Genomic DNA, 19,742 nt, shown 5'->3' on the forward strand with positions numbered 1-19,742 from the left:
ACCCGTCCGCCGCTAACGTCAAGGGAGCAAGCTCCCTATCTGTTCGCTCGACTTGCATGTATTAGGCACGCCGCCAGCGTTCGTCCTGAGCCAGGATCAAACTCTCCAAAAAAGTTTGATTGCTCATAAAAAAGAATTAACGTTGACGCTTCGTTTTGTTTAGTTTTCAAAGAACTCTTTCTATCAAATCGCTTTTCAACAGCGACTTTTTAATCTTATCAAATCCAACATCAAGTGTCAAGTGTTTTTGATAAGTTTTTTTAATGAGAGCAACTTGAATATTTCCAAGTCATTCTTCACATGTTCTCTTAAAGAGAACAGTAATAAATATACCAACCTTTACTTAATGTGTCAACACTATTTTAAAACTTTTTTTCAATCTCAATTAATAATTATTAATAGAAGCAAACTTCCCCTTCCTCTCATTCTTTATTGCTCAACAAATAGAAATGTAACACTTCTAACTTTAGATATTTATTTTTGGGTTCAACTGACAACTAACGAGTCGAACTTACCACGTTACATATTAAAATAGAAGAAGCTCACTGCTATATATTTTATTAAAAAGATAGTGTTCATAATTGAAATGATCGAAATACTACTATACTAACTAGAGAAAATAACCACGGTTGGGGGAGGGTTTTATTTAGGTGCTAAGAATTTTGATCGTGCGCCTCTACTAAAACATATGAAGGAAGACGTCACGTGCCAATTCACTACAGATACTTACTTTTTCACAAGGGGAGAGTCGTGCCTCCTTAGTAAGCTCTAGCAGATTATCAACCTCCCCTCTACCTTCCGCAGGAATTTCTCCATCACATAGTGTGAAAATGACCTTGGGTAGTGTATTCAAAATAATAATCGTACGGAAAAGATCTTAATTTTAAAGGCTGAAATATTCGTGTACATATATAGTAGATATTGGTCACTACTCTAGTGAAAAAATCCTAAACTAAGAAAAGCGCAAAGCGCAAGTCCTTAGGCGAAGGGCGCTTTAGGACCTGCGAGGAGGCTTCCGTCGCCACAGCAGGGCCGAAGCGACCCGAGCTGATGGCGCATGGAGCTAGACACAAAAAAACTGTAAAGAGAATACTTTATATCACTTTATTGAACTTAAACTTTCTGTAACAATAAAAAAGGACTGGTTTGATAACCAGCCCACATTTTATAGTGAAAAGCTATTCTACTAAGAACATAAAGTAAAGGATGAAGATTACGAACAAGCCGTACATTACTGGATGAATCTCTTTTCCTCTTCCTTTTACTAACATGGTAATTGGATAGAAAATGAATCCAATCGCAATTCCTGTCGCGATACTATACGTTAATGGCATTGCAATGATTGTTAAGAATGCAGGAACGGCAATTTCGAACTTATTCCACGAAATATTCCCTAAAGCAGATACCATTAGCACCCCAACAATGATGAGTGCTGGAGCTGTTACTGGAGCTGTTATCACTCCAAGTAACGGAGAGAAGAATAGAGCTATAAGGAAAAAGCCCGCCGTGACAATTGAAGCAAATCCAGTTCGTGCACCTGCTGCAACACCTGCAGAAGATTCAATATAAGATGTTGTTGTAGAAGTTCCTAGCACTGCCCCTACTACTGTCGCAACTGAGTCAGAAAGAAGTGCCTTATTTGCACGAGGTAGACGATTATCTTTTAATAAACCTGCTTGATTCGCTACCGCAACTAGAGTTCCAGCCGTATCAAAGAAATCTACAAATAAAAACGTAAGAATAACTACTAGCATTTGAATCGTGAAAACTTGATCTAAATGGTCAAATGCTGCACCGAATGTAGGAGCTATACTTGGGATTTCTCCTACAATTTGTTTCGGAGGTTCAATTAAGCCAAAAATCATTCCGACAATTGCAGTTAGAACCATTCCATAAAATACGCCACCATTTACTCCACGAACCATTAAAATAACTGTAACGATAATTCCAAAAATCGCAAGAAGCGTATTCGGGTTTGTTAAGTCACCAAGTCCAACTAATACTGCGTCGTTATTGACGATAATTCCGGCACTTTGGAATCCAATAAATGTGATAAACAATCCAATTCCAGCACCGACTGCGAATTTCAAATCAACTGGGATAGCATTAATGACTCTTTCTCGGACGCCAGTCAGCGTTAAAATAATAAAAATAATACCTGAAACAAATACTCCAGCTAGAGCCGTTTGCCACGGAATATTAAACGTTAAAATAACAGTGAAAGCAAAAAATGCATTTAATCCCATTCCAGGAGCCAATGCAATCGGATATTTAGCAAGTAACCCCATGATGAGCGTACCAATCGCAGCCGCTAACGCAGTAGCTGTAAAGACCGCACCTTGATCCATACGCATCTCTTGTGGTAAATCCGGAATAGCACCTAAAGACAACGTAAACGGATTTACAAATAAGATATATGCCATTGAAAGGAATGTTGTTAATCCTCCCAGGAACTCGCGACGATAAGATGTTCCTAGTTCATCAAACTGAAAGTATTTTTTCATCTGATGTCCTCCTAATCTATATTTCATCAAAAAAAGAAGCGCACCGTAAAACGGTACGCTTGACTCATGAGTTTTTAATATACGCAAAGAAGTAATAGGGGAATCCGAGACTAAGACATACGAATCCCTATTAAACAAGGCGCTATATTAAATACCCCGTAGTCAAGCTATTTACGGTAGCTCGGTAGAAACTCTTGGGCCATATCCCCAAAATTATACGACGTATTTGCTTCAGTATTTAGTTGACGTGTTAATAGTACCAACTTCCACATGGAATGTCAACACAAAACACGAACGTTTTTTTTAAAATTCAACAAAAATATTCGTAAATTACTCCCATTCAATCGTCGCAGGAGGCTTACTAGTCACATCGTAAACAACACGATTGACATGAGGAACTTCATTGACAATACGTGTGGAGATGACTTCTAATACATCCCAAGGAATTCTCGCCCAATCAGATGTCATTCCATCAATGGATGTAACGGCACGGATACCAATCGTATAGTCATACGTACGAGCATCTCCCATAACCCCTACACTACGGAAGCCAGGAAGTACCGTAAAGTATTGCCAAATATCACGATCTAGACCTGCTTTTTTAATTTCTTCACGAAGAATAGCATCTGATTCACGGACGATTTCCAGCTTTTCCTCAGTAATTTCACCGATTACACGAATCCCTAGACCAGGTCCTGGGAAAGGTTGTCTCCATACAATTTCATCAGGAATTCCTAATTCAGTTCCAAGAGCACGCACTTCGTCTTTGAATAACGTATTAAGTGGCTCAATTAACTTGAATTTCATATCTTCCGGTAATCCACCTACATTATGGTGAGATTTAATTGTTTGAGCTGTTGCCGTTCCACTTTCGATAATATCTGTGTATAAAGTTCCTTGTGCTAGGAAGTCAATCCCTTCAAGCTTTGCCGATTCCTCATCAAATACATAAATAAACTCGTTTCCAATGATCTTGCGTTTCTGTTCAGGGTCTGAAACACCTTCTAACTTAGATAAAAAGCGCTCACGTGCATCAATTTTGACAACATTCATATTAAAGCCTTCACTGAATGTTTTCATAACACTCTCTGCTTCACCTTTACGTAAAAGACCATGATCAACGAACATACAAGTTAACTGATCGCCAATCGCTTTATGGATAAGGACAGCTACTACTGATGAATCTACTCCACCACTTAGAGCACAAAGAACCTTTTTGTCTCCTACTGTCTCACGAATTTTTTCAATTTCCATCTCAATAAAGTTTTCCATTGACCAAGATTCAGAGCAACCACAAATTTCAAAGACAAAGTTTTTCAGTAAGTCGTTTCCATACTCTGAATGACGAACTTCCGGGTGGAATTGCACACCGTAAATTTGACGGTCAGAATTGCTAATGGCAGCATATGGGCAAGATGGACTTGTAGCATCCACTTTAAAACCCTCTGGAATCGCAGAAACAAGATCACCATGGCTCATCCAAACGACTTGTTCTTCAGGTAACTTCGCAAATAATGGAGATTGTTCTTTTACATTAATAGTCGCTTTTCCGTATTCACGATGCTTAGCAGCTTCTACTTTTCCACCAAGCATATGAGTCGTTAATTGCATTCCGTAGCAAATACCTAAAACAGGGATACCTAATTCAAAAATCCCTTCATCGCAACGGAACGATTTTTCATCATATACACTATTTGGGCCTCCAGAAAGAATGATTCCTTTCGGGTTCATTGCTTTAATTTCCTCGATTGTTAACGTATGAGGATGAAGCTCACTGTAGACGCCAAACTCACGAATACGTCTCGTAATTAATTGATTATACTGACTACCAAAATCCAATACTAAAATCATTTCTTGGATGTTTTTCAATGTGGTCACCCCATTTTCTATATGCTTATATTCATGCTTAACTTACTGTTAAGCTTTTGTAACGAATTGATGTAATGCCATTATTTTCTTCTAAAATAAAAAAAGAATTCTGCCCAAATAAAGAAAAGGCAGAATTCTTTCTCATACACACATGAAATAGACGTTCTGCCTTCATAGTCGGGTTATTTACGGCAACCCGGTAGAGACTCTCGAACCGTATTATCGAGGATATACGAAGGTTAAATCGGTCATGAATTTTTCACTATCATAACAGGCGAATTCTTCTTGGTCAATACGAAGTATCGTTTATTAAATTTTCCCACAATTCCATCATATCTTCCCATTCTTTTTGCGAATCTCCTCGTCCATATAAGACTTGTTCATAACGTTCTGTAAAAGTGGTTAACCGACTATGTCCGATAGATCGATCAACTCGTTGGGCAAATTGCCTTAGCGTTTCCTCTGGCTTTTTCTTAATCCCTCGAAAAGCTAAATACTTCAACAACAGAATATACGCTTTTGAAAACGGCTCCTCCCCTTTATAAAACTTCATTTGAAAAACAATCCAGTGATGATACCATTTCTTCCTTGTAAACCACACCGTCCAGATTACTAGAAGAACGATTATTCCCACACTCGCCATCACACGCTGAATGTTTCCAAAAATTTCAACCCAAAATGATGTTTGACTTTTCTCTTTATCCTCTTCTTCTCGGTTCACTTGTTGTTCGGTTTCTTCCTCTGTAGATGGCTGTTCGATTTCATCATTTGACAAATCATAGGTGAACTCCGCTGGGTTGTCAAATCCTCTCGTTGGTTCAAAAGGCACCCAACCTACCCCTTCGAAATACACTTCAACCCACGAGTGAGCATTGTTATTCGTAATTTGATACTTAGAGGTCTCTTGGTCCACTCTTTCAAGAAACTCCCCTTGTGTATACCCCTTCACCCATCTCGCCGGAATATCTAATGAACGAAGTAAGACAATCATCGAAGTCGAAAAGTTATCACAATATCCTTTCTTTGTTTCAAATAAAAACTGATCCACATAGTCATCCTCAACACCAGGGACCGCCACTTCCTTCGTTTCATAGAGGTATCCATTTTCAGAAAAATACCGTTCTATAGCTTTCACGCTGTCATAAAGGGTCTCTTCTTCTCCTATTATGTCTTGTGCTAATTCCTGAACACGAGTAGGCAAAGAATCAGGTAGTTGCGTATAGCGATCTAATAGTTCCGCAGAGATCCCTTCATTAGTTATAGCTCGAAGTTTTTCAACTTCAAAAACAGGCTTTTGGTATGTGACCTCATAACGCATTGGCCTACTTAGCATTTCAATATTTTCTAAGCTCTCATTAAAGTACAATTCCTTCAATTCTACTTCATCGCTTTCTAGCATAAGCGGTTCAACAGGATACGGAAAATGCATTTTTCGATAAAACGGACTCATTTCAAAAGTGGCCACCCGTTCTTCTTCTACAATTGCATCATCAACAATTGATAAATACGTTCCAATATTTGGACCGATTACTGAAATCGGACTTCCTGCTTGTCCATCAATCCATCCTTTCCCGGTATACACATCCTTTGTTTCTACACGCCAATATTGGCGATCTTCCGATTCAACAACCATGACTTCCGTATCATCTTCAACAAATGGTCCACCGAGCTTTTCATCACTTTCACCATAGCCAATTTTAGAAACGGAACTAAAATCTAACTCTTCTTCCTCTTCTTCCTCCACCGCTTTTGTAATGTAAGGAACAGGGTCTGGCCAAATAGGTGCCCACTTCGGCGAAAGAATTCCGACAACAACTGAAATGGAGATCAAGAAGAGTAATGGCAAGCCCCATTTAAAATAAGCATAGCGTTCTACTTTCAAATTTTCTTTCGCATAAAGTCGATGAAATGACAAAAAACCTAACATAAAAAAACCAATGACGACAAGACGAACGATAGCATATGTAGCGTCATACGGTGTAAAGGTATCAAGAAACCCGACATAAACAAACGTTAAAAACAGAAAGAACAAGACGCGGTACTTCTGAACGACCCAAAAATAAATTAAGTATACTAACAACCAAAGCATGATAAAAAATAAGGTCGTCCGAAATACAGGCGATAAATGTAACCAGTCCCTTCCATTTAGCAAGGTAAGGCTGAGTAGCATGTCCATTACATATTCATTCACCCACATAAATGAAAAAAATGTCCCATCGTAAAAAATGTGATGGACAAAAAATAGAATAAGACCGATCTTAACAGGATAAGAAAAGTACCATTTGACTTGAAAATATTTCAATACAAGAGCAACGCCAATAAAGATGAAAAAAATATAGGAATATGCCGTATCGGTTGATACTTCAAGCGGACGTAACCACTCTGCTAATACAAAAAACGAGAATAAATAAAGAAGAATGTGTGATGCTCTCACCGCTTTCCACCTCTTTAACTCCATTGTGGGAACAATTCTTCTGTAACGATCATTACGCGAATCCCCCACGCTCTCATTATTTCTTCCACTTTCAGTCCATTTGCTTCCCCAACGATTACGAGTTCAACTGCCTGCTTTTGATGTGCGTGCATTTGCTCTATCCATTGCAAAAGCCCTGAAGATACACTTGAGGTGATAATTACCGTTGATTCTTCTTTCCGGTCATGCTTCGGTCGCACCAATGAGTAGTTTACTTCCAGCTTTTCATGTACTTTTGCCAAATACAAAAAGATCTTCTGCAGTTGTCTTTCACTGCTTTCGGCCGGAAACTTCGTTCGCTCATTATTTATCGCATAAAAAGTAAGCTCAGCCCCCGACTTCAGTAACGCGTGTATGTAGGAAGCTACAAAAGTAATCATCTGCTCAAAATTTGAGGAGGCCTGTTCATCCATGTAAAGGACATACCCTTTGCGAAAAGTAGGGTCAAATTCTTTCGTCATTAATTGACTTCTGCGAGCAGTTGCCTTCCAGTCAATCCACGATAGTTTATCCCCCGCTTCATAGTCACGAACACTTCCAGCCATCGATGTATCTTTTTGAAATGGCTTTCGATTTGAAAACGATCCGTTAGAGGAAGATTCTTCTTTTCTTACCCTGCTCATCTCAACAACTTTTGGAAATACGAGCACCTTTTTCTCAAGCGGAATGAACCGTTCCTTTTCCACTAGTCCAAGCAAGTCACCCGTTTTGATTCGAATACCTTGCAAGCATAGTTCACCACGGGGAAGGTTAGGAACGGAATAATGAAAAAGGATATCCTTCTTAAACCAAGGGAATAAAATGGTTTTCACTGAGTTGTTGTTTTTACTGGCATATTGTTCTTCGATAATGACGAAAAAAAGCGGAAAGCGCATCGAGCGCTTCATTCGAATCGTTCCTTCTAATGTATCTCCTGCTTTTAACTCTTCACGGAGTAACGTACGCTCAATCGTAAAATCACTTAAAGGATAAAAGGCAAATAGAAACGCATAGAGAAAGATGGGAACAAAGCTAAAGAATAAAAACCAGCTTACAAACCCTCCTTGAAACATCGCATAACTGAACATAATTCCAAGCAAAGCGAGTAACAAGAAAAACTTCCACCAAAACGAACGTACTCGCTTCATGAACGCCAGGTCCTTTCAACCGGAACTGGTGTATGCTGCAAAATGGAAGCAAGAATATCTTCTTGTTTTTTCCCTTCGTATTTCGCTTCAGGAGATAAGACGATACGGTGAGAAAAGACAACAGGAACTAACAATTGAATATCATCTGGAAGGACGTACTCTCTTCCTTGGATAAACGCATATGCTTTTGCCGCCTTCATTAATCCAATTGCGCCTCGTGGACTGATCCCTAAAGAAACAGAAGGATGCTCTCTCGTTTTGTGGACGATTGTTAACAAATACTTTTTCACCGTGTCATCCATAAATACTTTTTGACATTGTTCTTGCATTTCAATCAGCTGTTCTTTTTGAATACAAGGCTCTACAATAAATTCCTCTTCCCGCTCCAATCGAGATAACATCTCCAACTCATCTAAATAGCTCGGATATCCTAAATGAATTCTCATTAAAAAACGATCCAACTGCGCTTCCGGTAGCGGAAAAGTTCCTTCATATTCAATCGGGTTTTGCGTAGCCATAACAAAGAACGGTCTAGGCAAAGACATCGTTGTACCATCGACCGTCACATTGCCTTCTTCCATCGCTTCTAAAAGAGCTGCTTGCGCCTTCGGAGATGTTCGGTTAATTTCATCCGCCAACACGACAGAACTCATAACAGGCCCCGGACGATATTCAAATTCATTCGTTTGCGTGTTGTAGATGGATACCCCTGTAATATCTGAAGGAAGTAAGTCAGGTGTAAATTGAATCCTTTTATAGTCAACTCCAATTGATTGCGCCAATGTTTTGACTAATTTCGTTTTCCCCACTCCAGGGACGTCCTCTAATAATACGTGCCCCTCTGATAATAAAGCGACAAGACTGAGTACAATCGAATCACGTTTTCCTACAATTACTTTTTCCATATTTGCGACTACTTGCTCAAGAACTGGATGCACGTTTTTCCCCTCCAATTATATGAATCAACCTACCTATTACTATTAGCTATTGTAGACAAAATCCCTTTTCAATTACCTTAACCTAATTCTACTATACAAATCTCACTATTTTTGTAAATATTAGAAAGAAAGCACCGATATACAAGGTGATACATTCAACGAAGGGACGTATGCGTATGAAAGAATATTCATCAACTTCTTTAATTCATCCGAAAGAAACACTTTATTTCATCTTTATGGTTATTACGAGCGTCTTCGTATATCTCGGTTTAACCTTTTCCGTTATTGGTATCATTGTTTTATTCGGATTATTTCTTGTTACCATTTTCACATCCGCTCTTTTTATCGGATATATTCGATCGAATGGAGTCAAACTCGGGCCTAACCAGTTTCCTCATATTTATGAACGAGCTGAAAAAATCAGCATGGACATGGGACTTAAAAAAACGCCTGATATTTATGTCATAGAATCATCCGGAGTATTAAACGCATTTGCAACTCGCTTTTTCGGGAAGAACATGGTCACGATTTACTCAGGAATTTTTGAGCTAATAAAAGATGGTCATGAAGAGGAACTTCATTTTGTTTTAGCGCACGAATTCGCACATATTAAACGCAATCATATTGTTAAAAACCTGCTTCTCTTTCCAGGAAGATTTGTTCCGTTTTTGGCAGAAGCCTATTCAAGAGGCTGTGAATATACGTGCGACCGAATGGCGGCAGCATACATTCAAAACACAGAAGCAGCGACAAATGGTTTAACCATGCTCTCAGTTGGGAAAGAGCTATATCGAGAAGTCAATAAAGAATCGTACATTCAGCAATTACAAGAAGAGAATAGTTTATTTGTTTGGCTTAGCGAAAAGCTTTCCACTCATCCGCCTTTACCAAAACGAATCGATCAATTAGTGTCTTTTTTTAACGAGCAGCCATTAACGCGCTTCAAAACACCTATAGCTAAAATGGTTATCGCTATCTTGCTAATAGTTGGACTCTCTGTCGCGTCCATCTTTGCTTTTGTAAGCATTATTTCATTGGCCGCCCCATTGTTTGAAGAATGGGACGAAGATTGGGCTGAAGAATACATGTCTTATTCCAACGACTTAGAACGAGCATATTATGAAGATGATTACGAATTCGCAAAAGATCTTTTAGAAGGCGGAGCCGATCCAACTGAAATCTTACCAGACACAGAAGATACCCTCCTTCATACAGCGGTGTTTCACAATGATATCCATTTCTTAGAACTATTTTTGCAGTATGGGGACCCGAATGTAACAAATGGATACGGACAACCACTCCTTCATTACGCCGGGTATACGGAGAATAATAATTTAATTCCTCTTTTAATCGATAGCGGGGCAGACCTTACGCAAACAGACGAGGATGGCAATACACCATTGCACACTGTAACGAACGAATATGCAAATCTCGACGTCCTTGCTTATATGTTAGAGAATGGAGCCGATCCAGAAGCAGTCAATAACTTAGGGGTTTCTCCACTAATGATTGCCGAAGCTGAAGGATTGCACGATATTGTAGCATTGTATAACCAATACATTGACTAGTACGATCACACATTTTCTTGAAAATTAGTATTAATAGTAATCAATTACTTTAAAATAATGGTAAAATATTTTTATACCTTCAAAATATTTTTTAGTAAGATGTTTATATGCGCTTGTTTTCGCCAATGCGATGACAAGCGTTTACCTCTTATTTTAGGAGTTGAGTAATGAAAAAATTTATTATTGGTATCATCCTCATTATTTTCCTAGCTATAGGTTTTCAATATTTCTTACCTTTACATCCTCAAGAACCGAAGCGTTTTGACTCAACCATCTTAGCTCCAACAGAACACTTTGTTTTCAGGAATCTTTTGACAGAAAAAACAATGATTCGTACAGATTTACAAGACCGCCAAGATGAATATTTATCCGAATCCCTTGGTTTATGGATGCTTTACTTAGTAGAGAAAAACGATCCAGAGACATTTTCGCACTCTTTTCTAGTGTTAAACGAATATTTCATCAATGATAAATCCCTCGTAAATTGGAAGATAGAAGGAACGAACAACTTTCAAACAAATGCTCTTATCGACGACCTCCGCATTATTGAAGCTTTATACAAGGCCGGAATGTTATGGGGAAATAAAGAGTACATCAACAAAGCAAACGAAATGGCCAAAAGTGTGGCAAAATACAACCGCTATCACAATCATTGGACCGATTACTACGATATGTATGAATCCGGAAACTTTCTTACCTTGTCCTATCTCTCACCACAAGCTCTCAAACTTATGAAGTCTCACGGTATTATTCATGAAGATTGGTTTGCTGAAACCAAACAATTCCTAAGCTCTTTGCCAACAGAAGGTCCTTTTTTCCCAAAGAGATATACGGTTGATGACCATTCATACCATTTTGATGAAGAGATTAATTTAATAGACCAAGTGTATTTAGCCTACCACTTAGAAAATTTCCAAATAAATACAGAAACGTTCTTTTATTGGTTAAAAAATGAGTTTTACAAGCATAAGTTGTTGTATGGACGATACAATCGATTAACTGAACAACCGTCAGCAACCTTTGAATCACCGTCCATTTATGCGTTAACGATCCTATACAGTATTGAACGGGGAGAAACAGCTTTTGCAACAGACGTCTATGATCGGATGATGCGGTTACAAGTCAAAAATCCAAACTCTCCCTATTACGGAGGATATATGGATTTTAGTACAAACAATACGCACGCATTCGACAATTTACTACCTTTATATGCTGAGAGGAAGCTTATCAATGAAAATATTATTCAGTAACTTGTTTATCTTAAAATTGTCCATTATCGCAACCATCTGCTTAGCATGCCTGACTATCTCGTTGTTTGCACCACTTGAATCAGTAAGTATTGTGTTCATTGTGTTATTGCTTACCGTTTGTGGTGTTGGTAGTCTAACAGGAATCGTCCCTTCTTTAGGGATTTCCCTCATTATTATGTTTTCAATGGGGAGTCTTTATTTCTGGACAGAATACATGGATTCGTCTTTTCGACTTTCATCTGTCATTTCATTGAATCTCTTTTTCTTTTGGTCTACTTCTCTCGTCCTTTTATCGCTTCTAACCGGGCAAATACATGGACGAATTGAAGAACTAATGGAACAGAATCGATATTTACAGAAGAAGTTTACACAACTAGTTGCTGTCGACCCACTCACTGGATTTGATAATAAACAGCGAATGATACTTGAATTGAATGAAGAGCTAAATCGCGCAAAGCGCTATGGAAATGAATTTTCTTTCTTACTCATTCAAATGGACCATTTTCACGAATTTGAAAAGCTTTACGGCGAGAAAGAAACCAATCATTTGCTTCAACAACTGGCAGATAAATTAAATACCTTAACTCGTATCAGTGACCAAAAATACCGTGTCGAAGCGAATGTGTTCGCCGTGCTGCTAACTCACACAACTGAACAACAAGTGGAGTTGATTATTCATAAGCTCAAAGATCATCTCCCGACTCATACACTATTAAACGGAAACATGACAACCTTATCAATGAAGTTTGGGTATTCCAACTTTGAACCATCAATCCCAGATGCTAATACATTGTATGAAATCGCCAAAAATGAGTTGGTCACCTATGTTTAAGAAAGGCGTAATCATCCTTGCTTTTTTCATTATGCTTTTACCTCTCAATCCATACAAAGCGGCAGGCAACTCGACTGAAGACGTTGAAGTGTTACTTGTTTACTCAACAAAGTCTAACCAAATCAACGAATCTATCCGCTACCTTCAACTACTCATTCAGCATTTCACCATTCATGTAAAGGTTGTTGCCGACGTGGCAGTCTTGGAGGACGACGTCAAACGTAGTACTCACCTCATCTATTTCGGTGATGAGGAAAAAAAACTACCAAATTCGTTCATTCAATCCCTTAATTCCTTAAACGGAACCATGCTGGCAATCGGTCACAATGTTGATCAACTACCTGCCTATGAATTTTTAACCATTGAAGGAAACGTGACTATTCATAAAGTAAAAAACAGAACGGGTGCGACTTTTCCGCTTGACGAACGAGTCTCAACATTTATTCTTCAGACCGAATCAGACGTTTTACGATGGGGAGTAAAAGGGAGCGAGGATTTCCCTCTTTTTATTCGTCACAATCAGCACTTTTATTTCGGTTCGAAAGAAATACTCGGAGATTTAAGGTATACATTTGCTGACTTACTTCACGATGTATTCCAATCACACCCCTCTCACCATGAGGCATATTTACGTTTGGAAGACATTCATCCGAAGTCGGATGCAGAAAAGCTTCTAGAGGTGGGGAACTATTTAATTGATAAAGGAATCCCGTTCATGATGGCAGTTATTCCTGTATACGTTGACCCCAATTCAGGCGAAATTGTTCGTTTTTCAAGCAACCCTGATCTAGTTAAAGTCATGCAATATCTTCAACAAAACGGAGGCTCAGTCATCCTTCACGGATACAAACACGCCTATCGATATAATGAAACCGGTGAAGGATTTGAATTTTGGGATGCAAAAATGGATCAGCCCATAACATCCCTCTCACCGAAAGACACAATCGAGAAGATAAAAAACACTACTAACTTTTCTACCTTTGAAGCATTTAATCAATATCAGACGCAACTAGCCAACATTGAAAGGACATATATCACCGATCGCCTTTCAAAAGGTGTTTACGAACTAATCCAGTACGATCTCTATCCCATTGCGTTTGAGGCACCCCATTACACAATGTCTCAATTGGGCTATGAGCTAACATCCCAATATTTTTCCACGTTATTGGGGCAAATTCAATTAGGAGATCGAACGTGGAAAGTAATGAACGCCCCTCCCTACACGACAACATGGAAGGGCATGCTTGTATTACCTGAAACCATTGGCTTCATTGATCCGAACCATCCGTTACCCGTTCAAGCTGTTAAAGATTCGATTGAAAAAAATCTTCAAGTTCGTGACAGTATGCTAGGGGCCTTTTATCATCCCTATCTCGGTGTCGAGTATTTACAAGAGTTTATCGAAGCTATTGAAGCGGTAAATGGGGTCGAGTGGATTGATTTAAAGGAATTAAATAACAGGGTAACCGTTGAGAAAGCCACGATTCATTCCAAAAATGGATTAATAGAAGTCAATAGTCAATTAAGTTGGTGGGACAAGTGGTCGTTAACCTTTGATCTATCTACACTAGATTACCTACTATGGGGCATTGCTCTTCTCGTGTTCCTATCCATTGTAATGTTCGTTCTGTATACACTTTATTTACGTCTCAATTTAAGAAAAAGATTATTCCTGGAGAGAAAACAAAATGGCTAACTTTTTATTCCTTGCGTCCCTTTCCGTCATATGGATTATGCTACTTTATCACATGTTTTTAATGCAGGGAGGATACTTCCATTACTTATCATTTGATAAAGTGATTCCGAATTGGAAGGAGAAATTTAAAGACCTTCCGAAAGTATCGATACTCATCCCCGCTCACAATGAAGAGGTCGTCATTGGTCAAACGTTAAAAGCCATGACTAAGTTACACTATCCGAAGGACCGACTAGAAGTCATTGTCATAAGCGACAACTCATCAGATCGAACCGAAGAAATTGCCTCAAGCTATGCAGCGGAATTTCCGTTTATTAAAGTCGTCGTCACCCAACCTCCCCACAGTGGAAAAGGGAAATCAAGCGCACTTAATCAAGGGTTTAAAGCATCAACAGGAGAATTTATTGCCGTATACGATGCTGATAATACACCAGAACCAATGTCCGTTTACTATTTAGCCATGGGACTCCACCAAGACCCGAAGGCTGGGGCAGTAGTAGGAAAGTTTAGAGTCATCAACGCGAAAAAAACATTGCTTACGAGATTTATTAACATTGAAACAATTTGTTTTCAGTGGATGGCCCAGGCAGGGAGATGGTTTTGGTTCAAAGTAGCAACCATTCCCGGAACGAATTTTGCCATTCGTCGTTCCATTATCGAAAACCTCGGCGGCTGGGACGAAAAAGCATTAGCAGAAGATACCGAGCTTACCATTCGCGTATACAATTCCGGTTATCATATCCGCTTTTTCCCCGCAGCGATTACGTGGGAGCAAGAGCCGGAAACATGGAAGGTTTGGTGGCGTCAACGCACAAGATGGGCTCGAGGAAACCAATACGTCGTTTTAAAGTTTATGGTTCAATTTTTCAAATTAAAACGAAAGCGAATTGTCTTTGATTTATGTTATTTCTTTTTCACGTATTTCTTATTTTTCTTCGGTGTTGTTGTATCAAATACCATTTTTGTAGTGAATATGTTCTTCGACTTACAATTAACAGTTGGTATCGTTTCAATGGTTCTTTGGGTACTTGCCTACTTACTGTTTATTACAGAAGTTTTTATTACCTTAAGTATTGAACGAACTGAAATGACCCGTGCTAACTTTTTCACTGTCATGTTGATGTACTTTACGTATTCCCAGCTATGGATTGTACTCGTCATGTACTCGCTTTATTTAGAAATAAAGCGAATGTTGTTCCAACAAGAAGTGAAGTGGTATAAAACGGAACGATTTAATCAATCGAATCAAGATAAAAAGAAAAGGTGAGTATGTTGAAAAAAACAATTCTATTATTCGTTTCAATGCTGTTTATGAGTATATGGGTCACAACAAATTCTTCTGCGGAAGAGACCTTTTCACGAACGGATCAGACGATTGCAATTCCCTCTTCACTAGACCAACTAAAAGAAAACACCTCCAAAGACGGAGGAGTAGTTCAACTATCAAACTCAGCAATTACGATGTACGGCTTAAACGATACGACCCAGTTTTTTTACAATGTGCCCGTTGCATCGATAGGTGACAATAACTACTTAGAGCTTCATTACCGACATTCACCCTTACTAAAAGAGCCTTCAAGCATGACAGTTCTCATTGACAACGTCCCAATCGAAAGCATTCCGCTAATTCAAAAGGAAGATAACAAGAACACCGTTCGTATCCCATTACCTGATGCTGCTTTAGAAGAAGGCTTTCACAGCATCTCCATCTCCTTTTACGGTCATATCATGGATGGGATTTGTGTGAATGAGGACCACTCAGCTAATTGGTTTACCTTATACCCAGAAAGCCTTCTTTATTTAGACATATCAGAAAGAGCAACAAGCGACTTTTTACTACAGGACTTTCCATATCCATTTGTTCAACCAGGCTTTGACCAAGAAATTCACACATCGATTGTCATCCCTGATCAGCCCAGTTCGAACGAATTGGAAGCGGCGTTATTTCTATCTAGCTATTTACAAACACAAATTTCTTCAGGTGATCGAATTGAGATCATAAGCGAATCTTCAATGGAAGCATTTCGCTCCCACTATATTGTGATTGGCAAAACATCCTCCTTTAATGGAACGATTAAATCATTAGTTGGAGCAGCAAATTTATCACTCGAAGACGATCATCTAACCATTGCAAATTATGCCTTAAAAGGAGAGCAAGCGACAAAACAAGTGTTATTTATTACGGCTAACACAGACTCCGACATTTCTGAGAAAATACATGTCTTAACAGAGCAAGACTATATTAATCAGTTAGCCGGAACGTCCATCAATATTAATCGCATTCCATTTCCTAAAAAAGAAAACTATTCACCGAGCGTGACGTTTGAAGACTTGCAAATTGGGAATTTAACACTATCCGGCGTGAACAGTTTATCGCAAAATTACTTTTACAAAGTACCGGCTAACATCGATGAAAATCAACAAGCTTATCTACAATTGAAACTGAAGAAATCGGAAGTGCTCACACAACTAGAAAATGAAATCACAAATAATGAGGCTGAGTTGACAATCTGGCTAAACAATGTGCCACACTCCGTTGCGATTGAGCGGTTAACGAATATGAACGAAAGTGGTTATTATTCAGTAGAAATACCGGTTGATCCAGCATTATTGAATCAATCGTCCTTTTTAGAAATTAAATTTGAAGCGATGGGTTTACATGATTATGATATTTGTGTTCCAGCTGATAACAGTCGTTGGATTTATTTAGACCAATCCAGCTACTTGTTCGTCCCGCAAGTAGACAGCAGTACATCATTCAACTTTAGTAAATGGCCTTCCCCATACGTAACGAAAAACAATCAATCTGAAACGACAATTGTTATCCCTAACGCTGTGACGCTAGAGGACATCCATCAACTCCAAAATCTTATAAGCAGCATGTACACCGACGTCGAATCATTACGATATTTAAACATCACTTATAGCTCAGATGTAACCGATGATATGTTGAAACAAAACGATCTCCTTTTCATTGGAGGTACCGAAATTCACCCGATACTAAAAGAGCAACAAACAAACCTATTAGTCAATGAGCCCGAAAAAAACGGAGATATTACGCCTTATCAACTATTGAATGAAACAACAATTCGCATCGCTTATATACAGCCATCACCTTGGAATGAAGAACATGCATTAACCGTTTTTACAAAAACAGATTTGGAACAAAACAACCTCTATTTATCGGAGCAAATGCTGTTATATTTAAAAGAAAACGGGGACCCTGCTTATATCGTGGCACAAAATATTAACAATGATATTTTCACTTACCAAGCAGAAGAAGAAAAAAATTCCGAACAAGTAACCAAAACAGAATTCAAATTATTAGACGGTAGCCAACTTTTCATTTGGATTGGATTATCCTTGCTCTTTGTCCTATCCATCGTTCTTTTCATCATCATGATTCGAAGAAAAAAGAAACAAGAAAAGTTAGATCAAGAATGATTCTTGTTACGTACTTCTAACGACTTGAAAAGCCCCTAAGAAAAGCGCAAGTCCTTAGGCGAAGGGCGCTTTAGGACCTGCGAGGAGTCTTCCGTCGCCACAGCAGGGCCGAAGCGACCCGAGCTCATGACGCTTGGAGCTAGACACAAAAAAAAACTGTAAAGAGAATACTTTAACATTTTATTGAACTTAAACTTTCCGTAACAACCAAAAAGGCAATCGGATTTTTTCCGATTGCCTTTCAAATTAGGACGACACAGCGTTTTCCATATTCTCGGTCAGCCCATTTTGTAGTAAATACATTTTATAATACAACCCTTTTTGAGCAAGTAATTGTTGATGGTTGCCCCTCTCTACAATCTCCCCTTGATGTAAAACGAGAATTTGGTCAGCATCTTGTATAGTGGATAATCGATGGGCAATCGCAATCGTGGTTCTACCCTTCCTGATTTTATCAAGCGCCACACTAATCGCCTCTTCTGTCTCGGTATCAATGTTGGCAGTTGCTTCATCTAAGATTAAGATTTTGGGATTGGTCGCGATGGTTCGGGCTAACGCAATCAATTGGCGTTGCCCACTCGATAAAGTGGCCCCTCGCTCTACAACTTGATGTTTGTAGGCATCAGGAAGCTGCTCAATAAAGCTGTGCGCTTGCACAAACTCCGCCGCTTTTTTTACATTCTCATCCGATATTTCCTCATTGTATAGCCGAATATTATCTTGAATCGTTCCAAAGAAAAGAAATGGGTCTTGTAAAACGAGGCCTACCTTTTGACGAAGCTCCTGTTTTGGATAGTCTTTAATCGACTGCCCATCTATGAAAACATCTCCCCGTTCAAATTCATAAAAACGCATAAATAAATTAATGATCGAACTTTTACCACTTCCGGTATGACCGACAAGTGCAACTGTCTCCCCGGGCTTAGCCGTAAACGAAATATTTTTTAAAACATCACGCTTTCCGTCGTAACTAAAGGAAACATTCCGAAATTCAATCTCTCCATTTTGAATGACCACATTTTTCTCTTTTTGAGAGGGCTCTTCATCCTTCTCATCTAGTAGCGTAAATACCCGGGAGGAAGCAACAATCGCTTGCTGAAACATGGAAAGTCGCATCATCATTTGGTTAACCGGCTCAAAGAAACGATCTAAATAATTGACAAAGGCGTACAGCACCCCGATTTCAACTGGGCTGTTAAATGACGAAATCCCAAAATAACTCAACACTAAAATAAGCGATAATACGTACACAACATCAATCGCAGGGCGAAGTAACAAACCATCCAGCTTAATATTTTTCATCCCCGACTCATAATGTGACTCATTGATGGCTCCGAATTCTTGTTGCAATCGCTTCTGTTGTCTAAACACTTGAATCATAGCCATCCCTTGCAACGATTCATTTAACTTCGCATTGAGTTGACTTAATTTTTCCCGAAGTTGTGCATAATAGATCGAGCTATACTTTCGGTACGTACGAATGATGAAAAAGATGATTGGTAAAATGGCCAAACAGAAAAAGGCTAATTTAGCATTTAGCAAGAACATAGCCACGAAAATTCCAACCAATAAGAACGAACTTTGAATGAACGACACTAACACTTCCACGAACATATCTTTGATCGCTTCAGTATCATTCGTTACCCTTGAAACAATGCTTCCAGCAGGTGTTTGATCAAAATAACGCATCCCGAGCCGCTGCACTTTCGTAAACACATCAATTCTCAGCTGTTGAATAATCTTCAAGGCGATTTCTTGAAACTTAAGCTGCTGAAAATATAAAATAACCACCTTCATAATGTGGAGGCTTAAGAACCCAATTCCTAAATAAAAAAGAGGTTCTCTCGGAAAATATTGAGGTGTTAAATAACTATCGATAAACACTTTGATTAAAATGGGTCCAATGACATCCGCCGCTGTTGTCATCGTTAGTAGCAAAAAAGCTAACATGATTCCTTTGCCATGGGGCTTTGTATAACCTATTAAACGCCGAAACACTTCTCTTTGCTTTTTCGGAGACAATTTTAAACTTTTTTCCATG

At 38.8% G+C, this 19,742-nt stretch carries 12 protein-coding genes, 1 rRNA gene and 2 riboswitches; of the genes, 6 read left to right on the forward strand and 7 right to left on the reverse strand.

What is annotated here, in order from left to right:
* The 6 genes from ML543_RS16390 to ML543_RS16415 all read right to left on the reverse strand — a co-directional run.
* A 16S ribosomal RNA gene (locus ML543_RS16390) occupies positions 1–112 on the reverse strand; the annotation flags it as partial.
* A 1,066-nt stretch (positions 113–1,178) separates the two neighbouring features.
* Positions 1,179–2,504: an NCS2 family permease gene (locus ML543_RS16395; protein WP_243388488.1), complete on the reverse strand. Its 1,326-nt coding sequence runs from the start codon at positions 2,502–2,504 to the stop codon at positions 1,179–1,181.
* A 139-nt stretch (positions 2,505–2,643) separates the two neighbouring features.
* Positions 2,644–2,745, reverse strand: a riboswitch (purine riboswitch).
* Positions 2,746–2,834: 89 nt separating this feature from the next.
* Complete coding sequence (gene guaA, locus ML543_RS16400) at positions 2,835–4,355, reverse strand: glutamine-hydrolyzing GMP synthase (RefSeq protein ID WP_243388523.1); 1,521 nt, start codon at positions 4,353–4,355, stop codon at positions 2,835–2,837.
* 172 nt (positions 4,356–4,527) lie between these two features.
* Positions 4,528–4,629: riboswitch (purine riboswitch) on the reverse strand.
* Positions 4,630–4,662: 33 nt separating this feature from the next.
* Entirely contained in the window at positions 4,663–6,807 is a 2,145-nt protein-coding gene (locus ML543_RS16405) for a transglutaminase TgpA family protein (protein ID WP_243388489.1), read from the reverse strand.
* Between the two features lie 14 nt (positions 6,808–6,821).
* Positions 6,822–7,973 carry a DUF58 domain-containing protein gene (locus ML543_RS16410; RefSeq protein ID WP_243388490.1) on the reverse strand — a complete coding sequence of 384 codons (1,152 nt, stop codon included), beginning with the start codon at positions 7,971–7,973 and terminating at the stop codon, positions 6,822–6,824.
* Positions 7,970–8,911 (reverse strand): AAA family ATPase, encoded by a 942-nt coding sequence (locus tag ML543_RS16415; RefSeq protein ID WP_341482370.1) that lies wholly within the window; start codon positions 8,909–8,911, stop codon positions 7,970–7,972. The genes ML543_RS16410 and ML543_RS16415 overlap by 4 nt, the downstream gene beginning before the upstream one ends.
* A 176-nt stretch (positions 8,912–9,087) precedes the next feature.
* On the opposite strand from ML543_RS16415, the gene ML543_RS16420 reads away from it, so the two are divergent.
* The 6 genes from ML543_RS16420 (at position 9,088) to ML543_RS16445 (ending at position 17,701) form a co-directional block, all read left to right on the forward strand.
* On the forward strand, positions 9,088–10,479 hold the full coding sequence (locus ML543_RS16420) for a M48 family metallopeptidase (protein WP_243388491.1): 1,392 nt from the start codon (positions 9,088–9,090) through the stop codon (positions 10,477–10,479).
* Between the two features lie 167 nt (positions 10,480–10,646).
* Positions 10,647–11,729 (forward strand): hypothetical protein, encoded by a 1,083-nt coding sequence (locus tag ML543_RS16425; protein WP_243388492.1) that lies wholly within the window; start codon positions 10,647–10,649, stop codon positions 11,727–11,729.
* Complete coding sequence (locus ML543_RS16430) at positions 11,710–12,561, forward strand: diguanylate cyclase domain-containing protein (RefSeq protein WP_243388493.1); 852 nt, start codon at positions 11,710–11,712, stop codon at positions 12,559–12,561. Before ML543_RS16425 ends, ML543_RS16430 begins: the two co-directional genes overlap by 20 nt.
* A complete protein-coding gene (locus ML543_RS16435) occupies positions 12,554–14,257 on the forward strand; it encodes a polysaccharide deacetylase family protein (protein ID WP_243388494.1) in 1,704 nt (567 codons plus the stop codon). Before ML543_RS16430 ends, ML543_RS16435 begins: the two co-directional genes overlap by 8 nt.
* Positions 14,250–15,524, forward strand: coding sequence for a glycosyltransferase family 2 protein (locus tag ML543_RS16440; RefSeq protein ID WP_243388495.1), 1,275 nt, complete (start codon positions 14,250–14,252; stop codon positions 15,522–15,524). The genes ML543_RS16435 and ML543_RS16440 overlap by 8 nt, the downstream gene beginning before the upstream one ends.
* A gap of 2 nt (positions 15,525–15,526) precedes the next feature.
* The gene (locus tag ML543_RS16445) at positions 15,527–17,701 is read left to right on the forward strand and encodes a cellulose biosynthesis cyclic di-GMP-binding regulatory protein BcsB (RefSeq protein ID WP_243388496.1); all 2,175 of its coding nucleotides are present in this window, start codon (positions 15,527–15,529) and stop codon (positions 17,699–17,701) included.
* 246 nt (positions 17,702–17,947) lie between these two features.
* Here ML543_RS16445 and ML543_RS16450 read toward each other — a convergent pair whose 3' ends face one another.
* Entirely contained in the window at positions 17,948–19,741 is a 1,794-nt protein-coding gene (locus tag ML543_RS16450) for an ABC transporter ATP-binding protein (protein ID WP_243388497.1), read from the reverse strand.
* Position 19,742 lies beyond the last annotated feature (1 nt).

The sequence above is a fragment of the Bacillus kexueae genome (assembly GCF_022809095.1).
In the GTDB taxonomy this organism is placed as follows: Bacteria; Bacillota; Bacilli; order Bacillales; family Aeribacillaceae; genus Bacillus_BZ; species Bacillus_BZ kexueae.

Bases quoted from the DNA above. Each gene is read 5' to 3' on its own strand.
- ML543_RS16395 (WP_243388488.1), bottom strand. From the start codon at position 2,504: ATGAAAAAATACTTTCAGTTTGATGAACTAGGAACATCTTATCGTCGC.
- guaA (WP_243388523.1), bottom strand. From the start codon at position 4,355: ATGATTTTAGTATTGGATTTTGGTAGTCAGTATAATCAATTAATTACG.
- ML543_RS16410 (WP_243388490.1), bottom strand. From the start codon at position 7,973: ATGAAGCGAGTACGTTCGTTTTGGTGGAAGTTTTTCTTGTTACTCGCT.
- ML543_RS16420 (WP_243388491.1), top strand. From the start codon at position 9,088: ATGAAAGAATATTCATCAACTTCTTTAATTCATCCGAAAGAAACACTT.
- ML543_RS16425 (WP_243388492.1), top strand. From the start codon at position 10,647: ATGAAAAAATTTATTATTGGTATCATCCTCATTATTTTCCTAGCTATA.
- ML543_RS16430 (WP_243388493.1), top strand. From the start codon at position 11,710: ATGAAAATATTATTCAGTAACTTGTTTATCTTAAAATTGTCCATTATC.
- ML543_RS16435 (WP_243388494.1), top strand. From the start codon at position 12,554: ATGTTTAAGAAAGGCGTAATCATCCTTGCTTTTTTCATTATGCTTTTA.
- ML543_RS16440 (WP_243388495.1), top strand. From the start codon at position 14,250: ATGGCTAACTTTTTATTCCTTGCGTCCCTTTCCGTCATATGGATTATG.
- ML543_RS16445 (WP_243388496.1), top strand. From the start codon at position 15,527: ATGTTGAAAAAAACAATTCTATTATTCGTTTCAATGCTGTTTATGAGT.
- ML543_RS16450 (WP_243388497.1), bottom strand. From the start codon at position 19,741: ATGGAAAAAAGTTTAAAATTGTCTCCGAAAAAGCAAAGAGAAGTGTTT.